Source organism: Salinivibrio sp. ML290, from assembly GCF_001995695.1.
Taxonomy (GTDB): domain Bacteria; phylum Pseudomonadota; class Gammaproteobacteria; order Enterobacterales; family Vibrionaceae; genus Salinivibrio; species Salinivibrio siamensis.
This window is the reverse complement of sequence record NZ_MUEY01000011.1, coordinates 20,136-39,300: the sequence shown is the minus strand read 5'-3', so window position 1 is coordinate 39,300 and position 19,165 is coordinate 20,136. Positions and strand designations below refer to the sequence as shown.

The window sequence follows — 19,165 nt, the reverse complement described above, 5'->3', positions numbered from 1 at the left end:
TGTGCTGCAAAAAACACGCAATTACTCACGCTAGAGTGATGAAAAAAGCACCACTCGGGTGCCTTTGTCATTCGTTTGTCACTTTGCGCTTACTCACCGAGCGCCTGGCTCAACTAGCGCAGCCACATCAAGGCGAGCAACAGAAGAGATACGCCCCACCCGAATGGCGGCCAAGTGAGCCATCGACTCCATTTGCCTTGCGCCGTGAAACCGACGGCATGGATCACCCCGACACAGGTCGCGTAGAGCAGCCCCACGCCCATCGGAAACGTGACACCGCCCATGCGCTGAGCAAAGGCTTCTGGCGCCCACATTACTTGGCCGCCCCAGCACAGGGCACTGGCCAATGAGAGCAGCCGCCAAAGGCCAGAAAAGTGCTGGCCTACGGGAGCAGGTTGGCGCTCACTCATTGTCGTGATCCATCGCTTCGGTGTGCTCCAACCATAAGGCGTTGATAATGCCAAAGGCGCATGCCAGCAGCACACCAAGAATCCACGTGAAATACCACATATGCAAGCTCCTTAATCAGTACAGTGAATGGGTGTTGTCTTCAATATATTGCGCGTCTAAGCGACCAAACATTTTAATATAGCACCACAGGGTGTAAGCCAAGATAATCGGCACAAACACCGCCGCGACGATGGTCATGATCGACAAGGTTAGCTCGCTGGAGGTGGCATCCCACATGGTCAAGCTGTGACCCGGGAAAGTGCTCGATGGCATCACAAAGGGGAACATTGCGATACCCGCGGTCAAAATCACGCCCGCCACGGCTAAACTCGAGAACAAGAAAGCCCAACCTCCGCGCTCAAGACGTGACGCCAGCAGTGCCAACAATGGCATGACGGCGCCGACCAGTGGTGCTAACCAGAGGATTGGCATCGCTTGATAATTACGCATCCAAGCGCCGCTTTGTACCGCGACCTCTTTCGCCAGTGGGTTAGAGGCTGCTTGGTTCGCCGCCTCACTGACCACCACAAAGCCATCTATATTTTGTACCCAGAAGCCTGCTGCCACAAAGAGTACAGTGGTCAATAATGCACACAGTTGCGCGACATTACGTGCGCGTACATGCAGCGCATCGGTAGTTTTTAGTTGCAACCAGGTTGCGCCTTGCAACACCACCATAAACAGGCTCACCAATCCACACACCAGTGCGAAGGGATTAAGCAGTGCAAAAAAGCCACCGGTGTAGGTTGGGATCAAGAGATCGCTAAGCTGGAACGGCACCCCTTGTAAGAGGTTACCAAAGGCGACCCCGAAAATGACCGGTGGTACAAAGCCCCCCAGCACCAAGCCCCAATCCCATGCGGTGCGCCAGCGTGGGTCATCGATTTTTGAGCGATAGTCAAAGCCCATGGGACGGAAGAAAAGCGCCGCCAGTGTGACCACCATCGCGATATAAAAACCAGAAAAGGAAACCGCATACACCAACGGCCAAGCGGCGAATAATGCCCCGCCTGCGGTCACTAACCAGACTTGGTTTCCTTCCCAGTGGGGCGCGACAGCGTTAATCATTACCCGACGTTCACTGTCGGTTTTGCCGATCAGGGTGAGCAAGGCGCCCACCCCCATGTCAAAGCCATCAGTGACGGTAAAGCCGATCAGTAACACACCGATCAGTACCCACCAGATCAGGCGTAACATTTCATAATCAAACATGCTCTCTCTCCTTATGCTTCAATCTGGCGGCTGAAATCCGCTTCTGGATTGCCTTTTTGTTCAAAATGGTAGCGGCCGGTTTTGAGGCTGCTGGGCCCAAGGCGGGCAAACTTGAACATCAGATAAAGCTCAGCGACGAGGAAAACGGTGTAGAGCGAGCAAATCGCCACCATCGAGAAAATAATATCGCCAGCGGCCAGATTCGATGCGGCCACGTGCACGGGGAGGATTTCCCCCACCGCCCAAGGCTGGCGACCGTATTCGGCAACAAACCAACCCGCTTCGCAGGCGATCCATGGCAGAGGAATACCAATCAGCGCAAGCTTCAGTAGCCATGGTTTTTCATCGATACGCTGGCGACAGGTTTGCCAGAACGCCATGCCAAAAATAAACAGCATCGCAAAGCCGCACGCTACCATGATCCTAAAGCTCCAGAACAAAGGCGCCACTTGCGGGATAGAGTCTTGCGCGGCTTGCTGAATTTGCCCTTCAGTCGCATCCACCACCTTGTCGGTGTACGGCTTAAGGAGCAAGCCATAACCGAGGTCGTTTTTCACTTCATTGAACGCGGCTTTGGTTTCTGGTGATTTCTCGCCGGCACGCAGTTTTTCCAGCAATGCGTACGCCTGCATACCATTGCGGATGCGGGTTTCATGCTCAGCAATCAAATCGGTTAAGCCTGTCACTTCTTTATCCAGTGAGCGCGTGGCAATGATCCCCATCGCATAAGGGATTTTGATCGCATAATCGGTCTGCATGGTCTCTTGATTCGGCAGCCCCACCACGGTGAACGCCGCTGGCGCTTCTTCGGTGTGCCACTCGGCCTCAATCGCTGCCAGTTTGACCTTTTGTACATCACCCAGCTCGTACCCGGACTCATCACCTAAGATGATTACCGATAAAATGGCCGCCATGCCAAACGAGGCAGCAATCGCAAACGAGCGGCGGGCAAAGGCAATATCACGGCCTTTGAGCAGGTAGTAAGCACTGATACCAAGGATGAACATCGCCCCTGTGGTATAGCCAGCGGCAACGGTGTGAACAAACTTCACCTGTGCGACGGGGTTAAAGACCACGTCGGCAAAGCTCACCATCTCCATGCGCATGGTTTCAAAGTTAAACTCTGAGCCCACGGGGTTTTGCATCCAGCCGTTGGCCACCAAAATCCATAGCGCAGAAAAGTTAGAGCCTAATGCCACCAGCCAGGTAGTGACCAAGTGTTGGCGCTTACTGAGACGATCCCAACCAAAGAAGAACAGGCCCACAAAAGTGGATTCAAGGAAGAAGGCCATCAGCCCTTCAATGGCAAGCGGGGCGCCAAAAATGTCCCCGACATAGTGGGAATAGTAGGCCCAGTTGGTTCCGAACTGGAACTCCATGGTGAGGCCGGTTGCTACACCGAGCGCAAAGTTAATCCCAAAGAGTTTGCCCCAAAACTTGGTCATGTCTTTATAGATTTGCTTATCGGTCATCACGTATAACGATTCCATGATGGCCAGCAAAAATGCCATGCCTAACGTTAAGGGAACAAATAGGAAGTGATACATCGCGGTCAGCGCAAACTGCAGCCGCGATAAATCGACGATATCGGTAATCATGGTCACTCCTTTACACCGCTTTCGGTGCCGATACTGGCGTATCGCTCGTTTTACTTTCTCACCCTGCACGGCAGTCAAAACAGCTGGCTGGCGCGGGGAAAGCTACACACTTCTTAATTGACTGCTTGCATGTTACACAGTTGAAACACCAAGGTTATTCTATAGTTAAATTTTATCTAATTAAGGTATAACTAATATTATAGGCGCAACAATTGGGTGTTAATCGTGTTTTGCTCGGTTTGTCGACTCGGCTGCAAAAACAGCAAGACGAACCAACCGAGAGACAAAACTGTGATTAACCACGAAGAAACTAGGCGAGACGGCGGCATTAACGGAAGCCATCTCTCATTGCCTTGTCACCGGCAACCGCCAGCAGATGGGGTTACGATAAGGGCTCACGTGCTACATAACCTTAATCTAGATCAAAAAACCCCATTGGTTGTCGGCCAATGGGGCAGTTTTAGCAAAAAACGTCTTGATCTTGATTAAGGTTTGCGAGGATTTTCAGCGCAGTCTATCTGATTAGGTTTTCGGCAAATCAAAGCCAAAATGCAGATACGCACGCTGGCTGGCAATTCGGCCACGTGGTGTGCGTTGCAGGTAGCCCTGTTGAATCAAATAAGGCTCAATCACATCTTCGATGGTGTCTTTTTCTTCACCAATCGCCGCCGCCAAGTTATCGAGCCCCACCGGCCCGCCATCAAACTTCTCAATAATGGCATTGAGTAGTTTGCGATCCATGTAGTCAAACCCTTGGCTGTCAACATCAAGCATATCGAGCGCGCGCTGAGCAATGTCAGCACCGATGTCACCCGTGCCTTTTACTTCAGCATAATCACGCACACGACGGAGTAAGCGGTTAGCAATACGTGGCGTACCGCGAGAACGGCGCGCCACTTCCATCGCCCCTTCCTCATCAGTTGATAACGCCAAACAATGTGCACTGCGTTTCACGATACCGGTTAGATCCCCCACGCTGTAATACTCTAAGCGCTGGGTAATGCCAAAACGGTCACGCAAGGGCGATGTCAGCGAGCCGGCGCGGGTGGTGGCACCAATCAGGGTAAACGGGGGTAAATCGATTTTGATTGACCGCGCGGCAGGCCCTTCACCAATCATGATATCCAGCTGATAGTCTTCCATCGCGGGGTACAAGACTTCTTCTACCACTGGGCTTAAGCGATGGATTTCATCAATAAACAGCACATCATGAGGCTCAAGGTTGGTGAGCAAGGCGGCCAGATCGCCGGCTTTTTCTAATACAGGGCCTGACGTGGTGCGAATATTGACGTCCATTTCATTGGCAACAATATTGGCCAAGGTGGTTTTACCCAGACCTGGCGGGCCAAAAATCAATAGATGATCGAGCGCTTCTTGGCGTTTGCGCGCGGCATGGATAAAGATTTCCATCTGATCACGGACGTGATTTTGGCCTTGGTAGTCTTCCAATAACTTAGGACGAATCGCGCGGTCGATCACCTCTTCTTCCCGGTCAGGGGTGGTTTGCGCCGAGATTAAACGATCAGCTTCTATCATGGGTTACACCATTGAGCGCAGCGCGTGACGAATGACGTCTTCGCTGCTCATGTCATCAGTTGCAATTTGTTTAACCACTTTTTCAGCCTGTGCCGCTTTATAACCCAGCGCGACCAAGGCGCTCACCGCCTCATCCGCGGCAGACGAAATCGTGGTTGGCGCTGCGCGTAGGGCTGCGCCCTCAGCCGTCACGGCATCCGTGTGCGGGGTAAAGAGATCGAACGCTTCCCAGTTTTTAAGCCGGTCGCGCATTTCAATCACCAAACGTTCCGCGGTTTTCTTACCCACCCCGGGGATTTTCACCAGGGTCGAGACATCATTATGCTCGACACTGTCGACAAAGTGGTTAGCCGTCATCCCCGATAAAATCGCTAACCCCAGTTTAGGTCCCACGCCATTGGCCTTGATCACTTCCCGAAACAGCGCTCGCTCACGTTTACCGCTAAAACCATAGAGAAGTTGCGCATCTTCACGCACTACAAAATGCGTGTAAACGGTAGCGGTTTCACCCACCTCCGGCAATTGATACAAACAGTTCATCGGCATACTCACTTCATAGCCGACGCCGTTCACATCGATCAAAATCTCAGGAGGTTGCTTTTCTATCAGGGTTCCCTGTAATCGGCCTATCACAATCGCGTCTCTGTTTGTTACTTTGCCCCAAGGATAAAGAATAACTGGATCTATATCCAGTCGGATTGACGACGGGCGGAATACGGAATACGGATTACGGATTACGGATTACGGATTACGGATTACGGATTACGGATTACGGATTACGGAAAAGCGTAACGTGCCTGTCCCTGTATAAAAAGTGCCTAGTGCCTAGGTTCCTAGGACCTAGGCACTACTTCCTGCTCTTCCCGTATTCTGTAAGCGAAGCGCTCTGTATTCAAAAATCCTAAATATCGCGTAGGTCGGACAAGCGCCAGTGCGATGTTAATCCTGAATACCCAAGCCGACGCGCGCCTCCGACATCGGGGTTAAATTTGGCATCGAACGTGACAGGCGCCCGTTGGCAATTTACACATACCCAACACTATGCCTGGGGCTTGTGTCACCTACACCAATGGCACCAGCGATGTATAACTAGGCGTCGGAAGTGCGGCTCGATGGTTTTGTCACGCCCTCTGATCATGGCTCAAATTCCGTCTGCATTCCCACGCAGGAGCGTGGGAACGAGTAATCGTAGCCGATGACACCACCGATATATCAATCAGGCGTAGGTCGGACAAGCGCCCTCTCGATCGCGCAAGCTTGGTGTGATTTCCGCCGCGCGCCTCCGACATCGTGGATAAAATTGGCATCGAACGTGACAGGCGCCCGTTGGCAATGTGTACCTATCCATCGTTGTGCCGGGGCTTGTGTCGCCCCTCATCCTACTCAGATAAACTCGCTTTTTTACGCTTTTCCAAATCGGCAAAAAAGGTGTTTGGAAAAGGAGTCGAAGAAGATTCGCCTTTGCCATCAAAGAGAACGACCACATCAGTCTGATTTTTAGGTGAACGAACGACCCATCCGTTTGGGTCTGCTCCCTGTTTAGGCGTACAGTCATCGTACATATCAATGCACGATTTTGAGTAGAAGACCCGTACTCTAGGGCCATCAACAATCACCTCCATCGAACCATAGTCACGGTCGAAATTTTGGTAGTAATTATCCATTGTTTTCATTTTGGCTTCGGCATTATCTGGAATGGGTGCAGATATGCGGTGATATGACTTGAAAGGATACTCCCATCCTTTAGCCCAGTGACCCTCAATGTAAGCGGGCGCATCCATACGTCCACCAGACGAATGAGCTCCTGGATAGCCACTGACGGCCCCCATTGCAAAATTAGCCTTTCCGCCTGATTGGGTGGTGATTACCATTTTTTTTACACCATGTTCTCCGGAGGTGCTGCCATTAGTAAATCCGACCTCAGCGGTATAAGGTTCAGGCTCACACCCGCTTAAGGGAATCAATAGTAAACAAGATAAAAGGGCTGCCCATTTAATCATTACTGAATACCTGACGTTTGGGTTGGTTATTACTGTCGAGGCTCAATGCGTTAACGAACCTCTCGATTGCACTTYCGTACCCCGGGTTTATAAGTGCATCATGTGGACGATGAACGTAGCCACTCAAAAGAGCGTCTTGATATTGTTGCCAGTGAGACATAGAGATGCACCCGATAGGTTTTTGTTTGATATTTGTATATATGCCCTTAGTTAGTTTGTCGGTTAAGTAGTCTTCAGGGAGTTCAATCAAATCCTCTCTCCATCGAACTCCTTGCTTTTCGGCTTGCTGTTTCATCCGCTCAAAAGTGAGCCCTGCCAGTGCATTGCTGGTTGGGATAAAATGGTAGTAATGTAGCTCACCGTTGACGAGCTTAACTTCACCATGAATACTGTGCTCTTCTCGTGTCTGTTGTTGCCAAGTTAGATTCTCTTGCGCAAGCTTCCGTTGGGCATAGGCGGCAAGTTCATGGGCTGATTTAAATTTTTGAATATCAGATTGATACTTATCATAAAGTGATGTTTTGTGGGTAAGCTTTCTATGATAAGTGGAGTCTACAGGTTGATTGAGGCGTGCTGGTAGGTCTGTCCTGCCATATTGTTTTTTGGATGGGTAGCCACCGCCAATATCAGTGTGACAGCCGGGGAACACTTCTTGACAGAAAATACCGTCACTGAAGGCAACCGCCTCGGTGTGGCCTTTCCCTAACGAGGTTAATGGAAAGTTCTCACGGTACTCATGCTGTGCACAAATCTGGAATACTTTTTCTGCCGCATTTGGTTTGAGGCCAAGCTTATATTCCCCTTCGTCATTGTTACCGGGCATATAAAATGAGCCTACGGTATCAAAAAGGCCCACAAAACGAACAGAAATACGGCGCTGTGTATCTGCCGCATAAAATTCATCGGATAGGGAATCAAACCGCTTATAGCTCTCATTGCCTAGTAAGTTTGGATAAATCTCGCTAGGATTTTTGCTTCTTTCGGGATTGCTATAGTCAGGAAAACCGGCCTCTAGTGCATTGACAAAATGCCTTGCCAATGCGGCACCGCGGCTGAACCCAAACACATCAAACTGAATGTGATTGATTTTATGATATTCGGTTCCAAGTCGGCGAATAATGCCGTTAACTTCTTTTAACAGTGTTTGCCACTTCCACAATCCACCAGTGTCATCAAACACGCCAAAAGCTTGTCCAGGGAAGAGTTTTTCATCACCACCCGCATCAATGGTTGGGTTACGCTCTCCGGGAATAATCGGAATATCATCCACTGTGCCGACCCCAGATACATAAATTTTAGCTGATTGGCCATCTTGTTCTGGGTACGCTTCAAATAGGCGAGCAATATTGGTACGCGACTTATTGCCGTACGTCTCTTTGTATTCATCATTAGGGCTATTTTGCCCCGTACCATCAAAGAAAACCCCAATACGCAGTGTCCGTTCGCGTTTTAGGTTGACGACTGGAAGCTCTTTTTCGACTGTTTTTTCATCGCTGATTGCTTTAACAGCAGAATTAAGTAAACAACGCTCGCTGTAGTCGTAAAACGTATTTAATGGATGATTGAACCAATCTGGAGATATGGGTGGAAAGCCGTAAGAAGCGGTTTGAGTTTGCTTTTTCTCCGTCGGCTGACTAACCGTTAGGCTATCACCCACCGCTAACGACATCGGTTCAGCGTCATAATGTGGGTTCAATTCCAACAGCTGCTTAGCGGACAAGCCATATTGTTCGGCAATAGCAGGCCATGATTCACGTTGGCGGGTAGTCGGATCAAACTTTACGGTATGGGTTAATGGTTGCGCTGAGTCACCAGTTTTATCGCTATCCGCATTTGCCGGAGAGTCGTCTCGATTAGCAACGGTTTGCTTAGGGGCGGCGAGTAAATCGCTGATAGATAGCTTTACGCCGTTTTCTGCTAGCCATTCTTCGTCTAGATTATCAAGCAAGTCACGCGTGATAGGTTCTTCGAGATAGACAAGATGTTGGTCTTCGACTTCTTTCCCGCCAATCTTCCAGTACACCAAGAGCGCGCTTTGATAACGATTAAAACCTTGCTCCTGGTTGAGTCTGTCATGTTTAGAGCGCGTGGCGAAAAACTGCCATTTGCCATCACCCAGCAGCTTGTACTCCTGCACTAAGCGCTTTTGATAAAAGTGGTAGTAATAGCCTTCGGTGGGTAAGCCTAGTCGCTCGCCGAGTTGAACGGAGGGGGTTACAGGAATAAAGGCTTCTTGGATTACTCCAGAGCCAATCGGCTTCATCTGCACGGGCTCGGGCACGCTGATGCCCATTGACGCTGATGCTATTTTGGCAACAAGCTTTTTGGGCTCATTGAATGCGGTATACGTAGTGTACTTAGTGCCGTGTTCAGTGCGCGCGGTTTGCCAATCACCCTTCACGCCTTCTTGTTGTGTTTTGGCTAACTCAAATTTACCCCCGACTGTCTTGCTAAAGACCTTGTCCGAGCTGGCAATCTCAAAACAGTACTCGTACTTAAGTGGCGGTGGCGCATCTGAACGGTCAGGTTTTACCGGTTCCGGCACATAGGTGTCTTCGATATTGGTTGCGGCATGCGAACTGTGACTCGCACCGCCGGAGCCACTCGCGCCACCGACCGCACTGCCAGACTGATTGGCTCGGGCGGCAAGTGCTGAACGGGCTTGTGGTGAGAGGGTCGTTTCAGTGTCTGGCGAGAGGGACCAAACCTTATTCGTATTATCATGCACCATCGCGGGCCGCGTTGGGGGGTCAGCCAACAGGGCAAATTCACCGCTATCAAGCTTTTCTTTGAATTGTGAAAAGCTCACCCCATCGGGCATCACTCCATCAAGGTCTCGCTCATTCAGCGCCTCAGTATCGCCCTCTACTTGCCCAAACTCATAAGCCATAAGTTCAGTCAATCGAACTAGTTTGTAACCCACCGCATTGTCCGCCTGCCAAGAATCATGGCGGATCATTCTACGCAACGGGCCAGATTTTTGGATAGGTTTGTTGTCATCGTTAGGTTAGCACTGGCTAAACTGTGAAATGCGTGCAAGATCGGATAACAGGAGGGATCATACGTGCGGATAGCCGTTGCGCCCGTTGCACGGCGCCATCGGACATCGTGGTCAACATTGGCGCCAAACGTGACAGGCGCCCAGGTAGCATAGTGCATTATTGTTGACATAGTACCGGGGCTTGTGTCACCTACGCCAATGGGATCATCGAAATTAAATATGACCACCGATATATAAATCGGGCGTAGGTCGGAAAAGCGCCAGTGCGATGTTAATCCTGAATACCCAAGCCGACGCGCGCCCGTTGCACGGCGCCTCCGACATTGTGGTCAAATTTGGCATCGAACGTGACAGGCGACCGTTGGCAATTTGCACATACCCAACACTATGCCTGGGGCTTGTCTCACCTACGCCAATGGTATCATCGATACCGGCCGCGGCGGGCGGCGTTGGCTTTGCCGGCCATGGCGATGAGGGTGTGATTGGTGTGGGCATGGCAAATGGCAACCGCGAGGGCATCGGCGGCATCGGCTTGCGGGGTGGCGCTGAGCTTTAACATGTGGGTGACCATATGCTGGACTTGCTTTTTATCCGCACTGCCTTTCCCCACCACTGCTTGCTTGATAAGCCTCGCGGCATATTCAGACACCGGTAAATCGGCGTTTACCGCCGCAACAATGGCGCTGCCGCGCGATTGCCCCAGTTTAAGCGCTGAATCCGCGTTGCGGGCCATAAACACTTGCTCAATGGCAAAATTATCCGGTTGAAACTGGGTGATGACTTCGCTCACCCCTGCATAGATATGTTTCAGTCGACCGGGTAAGTCGTCTGTCTCGGTGCGAATACAGCCACTACCGAGATATTCAAGATGCCGACCATGTTGGCGGATCACCCCATAACCGGTGATCCGCGAACCTGGGTCAATCCCCAGTATCACTGCCATTTAGCTTAAACTCGCTGCCACTTCGTCCGAGATATCACCGTTATGGTAGACTTCTTGCACATCGTCAAGGTCTTCTAACATATCGATCAAGCGCAGCAGCTTCGGTGCCGTGTCTGCATCTAACTCCGCTTTGGTGGATGGCACCTGAGTCACCTCCGCTCGCTCAGCTTCAAACCCAGCTTTATCTAAGGCATCTTTCACATAGCCAAAGTCATTGGGGGTGGTGTACACATCCATTGAACCGTCGTCATAGGTGACCACATCGTCCGCGCCGCCTTCGAGTGCCGCTTCCATCACCGCATCTTCTTCAAGGCCGGATGGGTAGGTGATCACCCCTTTTTTATCGAATAAGAAGCTGACTGAGCCATCGGTACCCAGGTTACCACCGGATTTTGAAAACGCATGGCGCACACCTGACACAGTACGGTTGCGGTTATCGGTCATGCACTCCACCATCACCGCCGTGCCCGCAGGGCCATAACCTTCATAGATGACGGTTTCCATGTTCTCGTCACCTTCGCCGCCCGCACCGCGTGAAATCGCACGGTTGATGGTATCGCGTGTCATGTTATTTGACAGCGCTTTATCCACCGCGGCACGCAGGCGTGGATTGGTTTCCGCCTCGGGGCCACCCTCTTTGGTTGACACCACAATTTCTCGGATAAGCTTGGTGAAAATCTTACCGCGCTTCGCGTCTTGAGCGGCTTTACGGTGTTTAATGTTCGACCACTTACTGTGACCTGCCATATCGACTCTCCGTTTTTTGCGCTCCCCTCACGTGAAAGGAGTAATAAGAAAAAACGCGCCTTGGCTTTTCAGTCTGAGGCGCGTTGAGACATTGACCTTGCGCCTTGATACGACCGCCTGGTGACGGCAGCTATCAGTCGCAAGGATAAGACGGGCAAGGCTGCTTGCCCGTCATCAGGCGAATCTATTCGCTGTGTTCGTTTTGCTCTGCCGCTGCGGTAATGCTCAGCGCCAGTTCTTCAAGCGCCGCGTCATTAGCAAGGCTTGGCGCGTCAGTCATCAAGCATGCTGCTGCGGTGGTTTTCGGGAAGGCAATCACGTCACGAATGTTCTCGGTGCCGGATAGCAACATCACCAGGCGATCCATACCAAACGCCAGACCTGCGTGTGGTGGGGTACCGTATTTCAATGCATCCAGCAAGAAGCCAAATTTCTTGCGCTGCTCTTGCTCATCAATGCCCAATGTTTCAAACACCGCGGCTTGCATTTCTGGGTTATGGATACGTACCGAGCCACCGCCCACTTCGTAACCATTTATCACCATGTCATACGCGTTAGAGTTCGCCGCCGCCGGGTTTGCCACCAGCTCTTCAGGTGTCACGTCGGTCGGCGCAGTGAACGGGTGGTGCATCGCATGCAAGTTACCCTCGTCGTCTTCCTCAAACATTGGGAAGTCAACCACCCACAATGGTGCCCATGCTTGGGTGTCGGTAAGCTCAAGATCTAGGCCTAGCTTCACACGCAATGCGCCCAGCGCTTCCGTCACGACCGACTTTTTGTCTGCGCCGAATAGGATAATGTCACCGGTTTGCGCCTCAGTGCGTGACAGAATGCTTTCTACCACTTCCGCATTGAGGAACTTGGCCACCGGCGATTGAATGCCATCAAAACCGGCGTCGCGGTCGTTGACTTTCATCCACGCCAAGCCTTTGGCGCCGTAGATGCCAACAAAGTTGGTATATTCATCAATCTGCTTGCGCGACAAGCTGGCACCGCCTGGCACACGAATCACAGCCACGCGGCCTTTCTCATCGTTTGCCGGGCCAGAGAACACTTTAAACTCTACGCCTTTGACGATGTCTGCTACATCGACGATTTCGAGCGGGTTACGCAAATCTGGCTTATCGGAGCCAAAACGGCGCATCGCTTCTTCATACTTCATGGTGGGGAACGCGCCCAAGTCCACATTGAGCAGCGATTGCCACATTTCACGGATCAATTGCTCGGTCACCTCGCGCACTTGGTCGGCGCTCATGAATGAGGTTTCGATATCAATCTGTGTAAATTCTGGCTGGCGATCGGCGCGCAAGTCTTCATCACGGAAGCACTTCACGATTTGGTAATAGCGATCAAACCCGGACATCATCAGCAACTGTTTAAACAGCTGTGGTGATTGCGGCAACGCATAAAAATTACCTTTGTGGACACGGCTGGGCACCAAGTAGTCACGTGCGCCTTCTGGGGTCGCTTTGGTGAGTACCGGGGTTTCGATGTCTAAAAAGTCATTGTCATCAAGAAAACGACGGACAAAGCTGGTGGCTTTAGCACGCAGTTTAATTCGATCGCTCATTTCAGGGCGGCGCAAGTCAAGGTAGCGATACTTCAGGCGCTGCTCTTCGGAAATAAACTGGTTAAAGTCAATCGGCATCGGCGCACTTCGGTTGATGATCTCCAACCCTTTCGCCACCACTTCGACTTCGCCTGTGGCCATATCACTGTTGATCTGGCTCTCTGGACGCGCACGCACTTCACCACGGATGGTCAGGCAAAATTCGTTACGCAATTTGTTTGCTTGCTCGTAAACATCACCCATATCAGGGTCAATCACAACTTGCACCAGACCCTCACGGTCGCGCATGTCGATAAAAATCAAGCCGCCCAAATCACGGCGGCGGTTAACCCAACCACAAAGACTTACTTCTTGCCCGACGTGGGCTTTATTCAGGTGACCACAATATTGGGTGCGCATAGATTATTCCTGATCTGTTCTGATGATTCCGCTTGCCCCCTGGGGCACAAGCCTGCCAAATACTGAGGGGAATTCGGGTAACAGCGTCTGTCGTACCTGACGGTACGCCCCCATGAGTGCCGTTACTGTCAAAGACCTGCCATTATAAAGGAAAAGCCCCGCTCTTGGTAAAGCGATCGCACTTAAAACCGATAGTTTTTTTATCCAAATCCTTTTAGGCTATTACTTTATTGGTTCGCAACGCATCAGCACGGGCATGACCTCCTTATTACACCAACTCCCCTCTCCACCCCTGCGGTTGGGGCTGACGCAATGGTCTCATCCCAGTTGGCAGCATCACTTTTATCCGCCAGGCACCAAGTCGGGCGAGCGCTTAGCCCGTTATGCCGAGGTGTTTAATACCGTCGAGGGCAACACGACCTTTTACGCCTCCCCCTCGCCGCAAACGGTGAATAATTGGGCGGCCGCCATTCCAGACGGTTTTCAATTTACCTTTAAGCTGCCGAAAACCATTACCCATCAATGCCAGCTGCGTCATGCGCAAGACTTAACCGCGGACTTTATTAAGCTGATGGCCCCGCTCCATGACCATATTGGCCAGTGGACGATTCAACTGCCAGCGCGCTTTGGTCCAGACGGGTTGCCCAGCTTAGACGCGTTTCTTACAACGCTGCCGCGCGATTTGGCCATCGGTGTCGAAGTGCGTCACCCGGCCTTTTTTGCCAAAGGCGACGCAGAAAAAGCGCTCAACCGACTGTTGATCGATCATAACGCCAACCGTGTAATTATGGACAGTCGCCCGGTATTTGCGGCCAAACCCGACACCCCTGCCATTATTGATGCGCAAAAGAAAAAGCCCCGGGTGCCCGTGCATGCCATCGCCACCAGCGCAGCGCCCATGGTGCGTTTTATTGGCCATCCTGATTTGCCCGAAAACACCGCGTTTTTTGACCCTTGGATCTCACGCTTATCTCAATGGATAGCCGCGGGCAAAACGCCCTATTTAATGATTCATACCTCAGATAACGATCAGGCCCCTGCGTTGGCCGCCCAGTTATATCAACGTCTTGATTTATCAACGCCACTGGCTTCCGTCACGCGCGCCGCACAAAGTCAACAGGGCGCGTTGTTTTAATCTCGCCGCTAGCACGCGTTCTCACCGTGCAGACAGACGCAGAAAAATTCACTACAATACGCCGCTTTTGTGGCAAGCTTTGGGTGCAAAACGCACGAAAGCCTGCCAGCTTGGCTGATTTGTAGGGGCTTACATGGCTAATCAGGATAAAATTTTCGCAGCGCCTATCGAAAAAATGGGCGATTTCACCTTCGATGAAAATGTCGCTGAGGTGTTCCCGGATATGATCCAGCGCTCGGTACCGGGTTACAGCAATATTATTTCGGCCATCGGCATGCTGGCCAAGCGTTTTGCTGCGCCTGATAGTCATATTTACGATCTTGGCTGTTCGCTGGGTGCTGCCACTTTATCGATGCGTCGCCATATTCCTCATGACAGCTGCAAAATCATCGCGGTGGATAACTCACAAGCCATGGTTGAGCGTTGTCGCTTGCATGTTAACGCGTATCGCGGCGCCGCCGATGTTGAGGTTCGCGAAGCCGATATTCGCGATGTCGAGATAACCAATGCCTCGATGGTGGTGCTCAATTTTACCCTACAATTTTTAAGCCCTGACGATCGCCAAGCCCTACTCACTCGCATTTATCAAGGCTTGAAGCCAGGTGGGATCCTGATTCTGTCCGAAAAGTACCGCTTTGAAGACGAAACCGCCAATGAATTGCTGATCGATTTACACCACGATTTCAAGCGTGCCAATGGCTATAGCGAGCTTGAGATCAGCCAAAAGCGCAGTGCACTGGAGAATGTCATGCGCCCGGACAGTATTGCCACCCACCAAGCGCGGCTCCATGCCATTGGCTTTAGCAGCGTCGCCATGTGGTTCCAGTGTTTTAACTTTGGTTCGATGCTCGCGATTAAGTAAGACGAGCCTGACAGTACGAGTAATCTGATGTTTGATTTTTCCGATTTTTATCAGCTGATCGCCAAAAACCGTCTAAGCCATTGGCTCGAGGTGTTGCCAGCACAATTAGCCGAGTGGCAAAACCAGCCGCATGGCGATATGCCCAAGTGGATAAAAGTGCTCAACAAGATACCAACCACCGCGCCCGAGACGGTTGAGCTGAAAGACGCAGTGCGTATTGGTGATGACAGTAGCTTACCTAATGGCGAGCGCAAAAAATTAGAAAACTTATTGCGTACCTTGCACCCTTGGCGCAAAGGCCCGTACCAGGTACACGGCATTGATATTGATACAGAGTGGCGCTCAGATTGGAAATGGGATCGCGTACTCCCGCATATCTCGCCGCTAAAAGGGCGGTATGTGCTTGATGTCGGTTGCGGCAATGGCTACCACATGTGGCGCATGTTGGGTGAAGAGGCCGCACTGACAGTGGGCATCGACCCCTCCGAGCTCTTTTTGATGCAATTCGACGCCATTCGTCGCTTGATGGGTAACGATCAGCGTGCGCACCTGCTGCCTTTAGGGATTGAAAAACTGCCTGCGCTACGCGCGTTCGACACCGTGTTCAGTATGGGTGTGTTGTATCACCGCCGCTCCCCTCTCGATCATCTGATGCAACTCAAAGATCAATTGCGTAAAGATGGCGAGCTGGTGCTGGAAACCTTGGTTATCGATGGCGATGAAAACGCGGTATTGGTGCCTGCCGGTCGTTATGCTCAAATGCGTAACGTCTACTTTTTCCCGTCTGCCCGTGCGTTAAAAGTGTGGCTGGAGAAAGTCGGGTTTGTCGATGTGCGTATTGTCGACGAGTGCATCACCACCACGGATGAGCAGCGCAGTACCGAGTGGATGACCCATAACTCGCTGCCTGAGTACCTCAACCCAGATGATCCGGCGCAAACCATCGAAGGGTATCCGGCCCCCAAACGCGCGATCTTAGTGGCTCGCAACCCGGATTAAACAACAGCCCGGACACCGCTCCCCCATACCACCGCCCTTACTCGCCGCCTCACTGGGCGGTGATAAGGGTGAACATGGCGGTGAACGCCGCTTACCGACCTCACACCTGACGCTGACACCACGCTCGCAATCGCGACGCATGTATTGACGGCTGTGTTTTATTTCACCGCCTGAGTGCTTGTTTGCTAACGACTTTGCTTTATTACCGTCGATTAAATCAGCGTTTAGTCAATTCTGACTAACATTTGACAGAATCCCCCTACCCATCTTTGTCGCATCCTTTAGAATTTGCCCTCGCCGTCGCGATCAGCGCTTTACTGCCTGTGACATGGCTAGCCGCAACCCTTCTTACGCTGTGGAGATTTAGATGCTATTTCGTTGCTCACTGATCAGTGCGCTTTTACTTACGGTGTCCGGCTGCACATTAACCTCGCAGCACCAACACCAGGAAACGCTCAGTAAATTTGATAACCTGGCTGCCCAACACCAGCAGCAACAACAAACTTTCACCGAGACATTCGCTCAACATGGCACAGCGTTAAATCAGTTGGCCGACAAAGTGAGTGCGCTCGAAAGCCAACTGACCGTGATTCAGCGTACCCAAGCCAAGCTTTACGCCAATGTGGCGACCGACACCGCTGACGTCAAAGTGAAAGAAAAGGTGGTGCGGGTGCCGGTTAACGACGGCAAGATTATTCTCGGTGGACGCGAATTTGTCTGGTTTGATGCGGTCGAAAACACCTTCCAATCCCGTGTGGATACCGGTGCCGAAACGTCTTCACTCAACGCGGTGGATATCCAAGAGTTTGAGCGTGACGGCGATACCTGGGTCAAGTTCAACGTCAATCATAGTGAAAACAGCGATCAGCCAGTGATCATGGAAATGCCGGTGAAGCGCTGGGTGCGTATCCGTCAATCGTCTAGCGATAGCACTGAGCGCCGCCCAGTGGTCGAAGCCTGGATTCGTGTCGGTAACATCCATGAAAAAACCGAATTCACCCTCGCCGATCGCACCAACATGGAATACCCAGTGCTGCTCGGCCGCGAATTTTTTAAAGACTTGGCGGTGGTTGATGTCAGCCAAGTCCATATTCATCCGCAATATCAGCCGGACACGCCATCGGAACCAGGCGATGACACCCCCCAAAACAAGTAGGTAATCGATATGGTTTCACGGGTTCCTTTTTATTTTTTAATTGGCTTTTTAGTTGTCGCAGGTATTGCACTCAGCGCGTACCGTCATTTTGTCTATGGCGTGCCATGGCTGGCTGACGAAACGCGTCAAGTGTGGCAAATCGAGGCGAGAATCAATTTCGATGCCAACGACGGGCCGGTCAAAATCAGTTTGGCGGCGCCAGACAGCCAGCCGGGTTTGACCCTGATTGATGAAAGCACCTCATCGGCCGGGTACGGTTTTTCCTTGCTAGATACCGAGCATGGCCGCCAAGCACAGTGGTCGGCTCGACAAGCGAGTGGTGAGCAAACGCTTTATTTTAAGAACCAGATGCTGGTTGATGACAGCGCGCGCTACACCATGACCCCGCCCGAGGATGACGTGGTCGCCACGCCTGTCATGGATAATGCTGCGAAAAACGCCGCACTCGCGCTGCTTGACCGTGCTCGTGCCCGCTCTGCCGATAACATCACCCTGACCCGTGAGCTCATCAAACAGCTAAATAGTCCTGATAGCCAAAACGCGGCGCTGCTACTCAACACGCTTGATAAACCCGATGCGCTGCGCAAAACCTTGGCTCTTGAAGGCATTCATGCGCGCGTGGTGGGCGGTTTAGAGCTTGAAGATGGCCGGCGCCGCCAAAGCATTTCCCCCATGTTGCAAGTGTGGCAAGACAGTCGCTGGCACTTGTTTGATTTAGTTAGCGGACAAAATGGCCATCACGATAACACGCTGTTATGGAACCAGCATGGCGGGCCGCTGCTAGAAGTGATAGGCGGTGAGCACAGCCAGGTGCACTTCTCCATTATTTCGCAAGACATCAGTCCGCAGCAGGCCACCTCGGCCAAGGTGTCGGCCGACGACTTGCTCAACTTCTCCATCCATAGTTTGCCCATTGAAGAGCAGGCGATGTTCAAAACCATCATGCTGATCCCAATCGGTGCGCTCATTGTGGTGTTCTTGCGGGTGATTGTGGGGCTCAAAACCTCTGGTACTTTTATGCCAGTGCTCATTGCCGTCGCCTTTGTCCAAACCCAGCTCATCACCGGTATCGTGGGCTTTGTGTTGATTGTGGGCACGGGGCTGGTGATCAGAAGCTACTTATCGCGGCTCAATTTACTCTTGGTAGCACGAATATCGGCAGTGATTATTACCGTGATCCTGATTATTTCCGTCTTTAGCGTGATTGCCTTCCATATTGGTTTAATGGAGGGGCTCACCATTACCTTCTTCCCGATGATCATTCTGTCATGGACGATTGAACGGATGTCGATTTTGTGGGAAGAAGAAGGCGCCAAAGAAGTGGTGATTCAAGGTGGCGGCTCACTGCTCACTGCCGTACTGGTATATTTAGCGATGACCAATGATTTGATTCGCCATCTCACCTTTAACTTTATTGGCCTGCAGCTGGTTATCCTTGCACTTATCTTGCTACTGGGTAATTACACGGGCTATCGCTTGTCTGAACTCAAGCGCTTCCGCCCCTTAGCGGAGCCGAGTAATAAGCCACTTGGATTAGCTACCACCTCAGGAGGCGAT

Annotated in this window: 15 protein-coding genes and 1 pseudogene; 5 read left to right on the top strand and 11 right to left on the bottom strand. The window is 51.6% G+C overall.

The window, feature by feature from the left end:
- Positions 1 to 113: 113 nt before the first annotated feature.
- The 11 genes from BZG23_RS11095 to aspS form a co-directional block, all read right to left on the bottom strand.
- Complete coding sequence (locus BZG23_RS11095) at positions 114 to 410, bottom strand: cyd operon YbgE family protein (RefSeq protein ID WP_046075365.1); 297 nt, start codon at positions 408 to 410, stop codon at positions 114 to 116.
- On the bottom strand, positions 403 to 510 hold the full coding sequence (gene cydX, locus BZG23_RS11090; protein WP_021024361.1) for a cytochrome bd-I oxidase subunit CydX: 108 nt from the start codon (positions 508 to 510) through the stop codon (positions 403 to 405). Before cydX ends, BZG23_RS11095 begins: the two co-directional genes overlap by 8 nt.
- 15 nt (positions 511 to 525) lie before the next feature.
- Positions 526 to 1,662, bottom strand: a complete 1,137-nt coding sequence (gene cydB, locus BZG23_RS11085) for a cytochrome d ubiquinol oxidase subunit II (RefSeq protein ID WP_046075364.1) — start codon at positions 1,660 to 1,662, stop codon at positions 526 to 528.
- Positions 1,663 to 1,673: 11 nt separating this feature from the next.
- Entirely contained in the window at positions 1,674 to 3,257 is a 1,584-nt protein-coding gene (cydA, locus tag BZG23_RS11080) for a cytochrome ubiquinol oxidase subunit I (protein ID WP_176719629.1), read from the bottom strand.
- 525 nt (positions 3,258 to 3,782) lie between these two features.
- Positions 3,783 to 4,796, bottom strand: coding sequence for a Holliday junction branch migration DNA helicase RuvB (gene ruvB, locus BZG23_RS11075; protein ID WP_077606950.1), 1,014 nt, complete (start codon positions 4,794 to 4,796; stop codon positions 3,783 to 3,785).
- Positions 4,797 to 4,799: 3 nt separating this feature from the next.
- The gene (ruvA, locus tag BZG23_RS11070) at positions 4,800 to 5,429 is read right to left on the bottom strand and encodes a Holliday junction branch migration protein RuvA (RefSeq protein ID WP_077606949.1); all 630 of its coding nucleotides are present in this window, start codon (positions 5,427 to 5,429) and stop codon (positions 4,800 to 4,802) included.
- A 746-nt stretch (positions 5,430 to 6,175) separates the two neighbouring features.
- The gene (locus tag BZG23_RS11065; protein WP_077606948.1) at positions 6,176 to 6,796 is read right to left on the bottom strand and encodes a hypothetical protein; all 621 of its coding nucleotides are present in this window, start codon (positions 6,794 to 6,796) and stop codon (positions 6,176 to 6,178) included.
- On the bottom strand, positions 6,789 to 9,686 hold the full coding sequence (locus tag BZG23_RS11060; protein ID WP_241837209.1) for a phospholipase effector Tle1 domain-containing protein: 2,898 nt from the start codon (positions 9,684 to 9,686) through the stop codon (positions 6,789 to 6,791). The genes BZG23_RS11065 and BZG23_RS11060 overlap by 8 nt, the downstream gene beginning before the upstream one ends.
- 532 nt (positions 9,687 to 10,218) lie before the next feature.
- Complete coding sequence (gene ruvC, locus BZG23_RS11055; RefSeq protein WP_077606946.1) at positions 10,219 to 10,740, bottom strand: crossover junction endodeoxyribonuclease RuvC; 522 nt, start codon at positions 10,738 to 10,740, stop codon at positions 10,219 to 10,221.
- Positions 10,741 to 11,487 (bottom strand): YebC/PmpR family DNA-binding transcriptional regulator, encoded by a 747-nt coding sequence (locus BZG23_RS11050; protein ID WP_046075359.1) that lies wholly within the window; start codon positions 11,485 to 11,487, stop codon positions 10,741 to 10,743.
- A 184-nt stretch (positions 11,488 to 11,671) separates the two neighbouring features.
- Complete coding sequence (gene aspS, locus BZG23_RS11045; protein WP_077606945.1) at positions 11,672 to 13,456, bottom strand: aspartate--tRNA ligase; 1,785 nt, start codon at positions 13,454 to 13,456, stop codon at positions 11,672 to 11,674.
- Between the two features lie 256 nt (positions 13,457 to 13,712).
- Here aspS and BZG23_RS11040 point away from each other — a divergent pair, with 256 nt between their 5' ends.
- The 5 genes and pseudogenes from BZG23_RS11040 to BZG23_RS11020 all read left to right on the top strand — a co-directional run.
- Positions 13,713 to 14,591 (top strand): DUF72 domain-containing protein, encoded by an 879-nt coding sequence (locus BZG23_RS11040; protein WP_077606944.1) that lies wholly within the window; start codon positions 13,713 to 13,715, stop codon positions 14,589 to 14,591.
- A 133-nt stretch (positions 14,592 to 14,724) separates the two neighbouring features.
- On the top strand, positions 14,725 to 15,453 hold the full coding sequence (cmoA, locus tag BZG23_RS11035) for a carboxy-S-adenosyl-L-methionine synthase CmoA (RefSeq protein ID WP_077578106.1): 729 nt from the start codon (positions 14,725 to 14,727) through the stop codon (positions 15,451 to 15,453).
- A gap of 27 nt (positions 15,454 to 15,480) precedes the next feature.
- Positions 15,481 to 16,452, top strand: coding sequence for a tRNA 5-methoxyuridine(34)/uridine 5-oxyacetic acid(34) synthase CmoB (cmoB, locus tag BZG23_RS11030; protein WP_077606943.1), 972 nt, complete (start codon positions 15,481 to 15,483; stop codon positions 16,450 to 16,452).
- A gap of 367 nt (positions 16,453 to 16,819) precedes the next feature.
- Positions 16,820 to 17,608: an ATP-dependent zinc protease family protein gene (locus BZG23_RS11025; protein WP_077578104.1), complete on the top strand. Its 789-nt coding sequence runs from the start codon at positions 16,820 to 16,822 to the stop codon at positions 17,606 to 17,608.
- Positions 17,609 to 17,617: 9 nt separating this feature from the next.
- A pseudogene (locus BZG23_RS11020) lies at positions 17,618 to 19,120 on the top strand (inactive transglutaminase family protein); the annotation flags it as partial.
- Between the last annotated feature and the right edge of the window lie 45 nt (positions 19,121 to 19,165).

Excerpts from the sequence above, each read along its gene's own strand:
- BZG23_RS11095 (WP_046075365.1), bottom strand. The coding sequence starts at position 410 with ATGAGTGAGCGCCAACCTGCTCCCGTAGGCCAGCACTTTTCTGGCCTT.
- cydX (WP_021024361.1), bottom strand. The coding sequence starts at position 510 with ATGTGGTATTTCACGTGGATTCTTGGTGTGCTGCTGGCATGCGCCTTT.
- cydB (WP_046075364.1), bottom strand. The coding sequence starts at position 1,662 with ATGTTTGATTATGAAATGTTACGCCTGATCTGGTGGGTACTGATCGGT.
- ruvB (WP_077606950.1), bottom strand. The coding sequence starts at position 4,796 with ATGATAGAAGCTGATCGTTTAATCTCGGCGCAAACCACCCCTGACCGG.
- BZG23_RS11065 (WP_077606948.1), bottom strand. The coding sequence starts at position 6,796 with ATGATTAAATGGGCAGCCCTTTTATCTTGTTTACTATTGATTCCCTTA.
- ruvC (WP_077606946.1), bottom strand. The coding sequence starts at position 10,740 with ATGGCAGTGATACTGGGGATTGACCCAGGTTCGCGGATCACCGGTTAT.
- BZG23_RS11050 (WP_046075359.1), bottom strand. The coding sequence starts at position 11,487 with ATGGCAGGTCACAGTAAGTGGTCGAACATTAAACACCGTAAAGCCGCT.
- aspS (WP_077606945.1), bottom strand. The coding sequence starts at position 13,456 with ATGCGCACCCAATATTGTGGTCACCTGAATAAAGCCCACGTCGGGCAA.
- BZG23_RS11040 (WP_077606944.1), top strand. The coding sequence starts at position 13,713 with ATGACCTCCTTATTACACCAACTCCCCTCTCCACCCCTGCGGTTGGGG.
- cmoA (WP_077578106.1), top strand. The coding sequence starts at position 14,725 with ATGGCTAATCAGGATAAAATTTTCGCAGCGCCTATCGAAAAAATGGGC.
- cmoB (WP_077606943.1), top strand. The coding sequence starts at position 15,481 with ATGTTTGATTTTTCCGATTTTTATCAGCTGATCGCCAAAAACCGTCTA.
- BZG23_RS11025 (WP_077578104.1), top strand. The coding sequence starts at position 16,820 with ATGCTATTTCGTTGCTCACTGATCAGTGCGCTTTTACTTACGGTGTCC.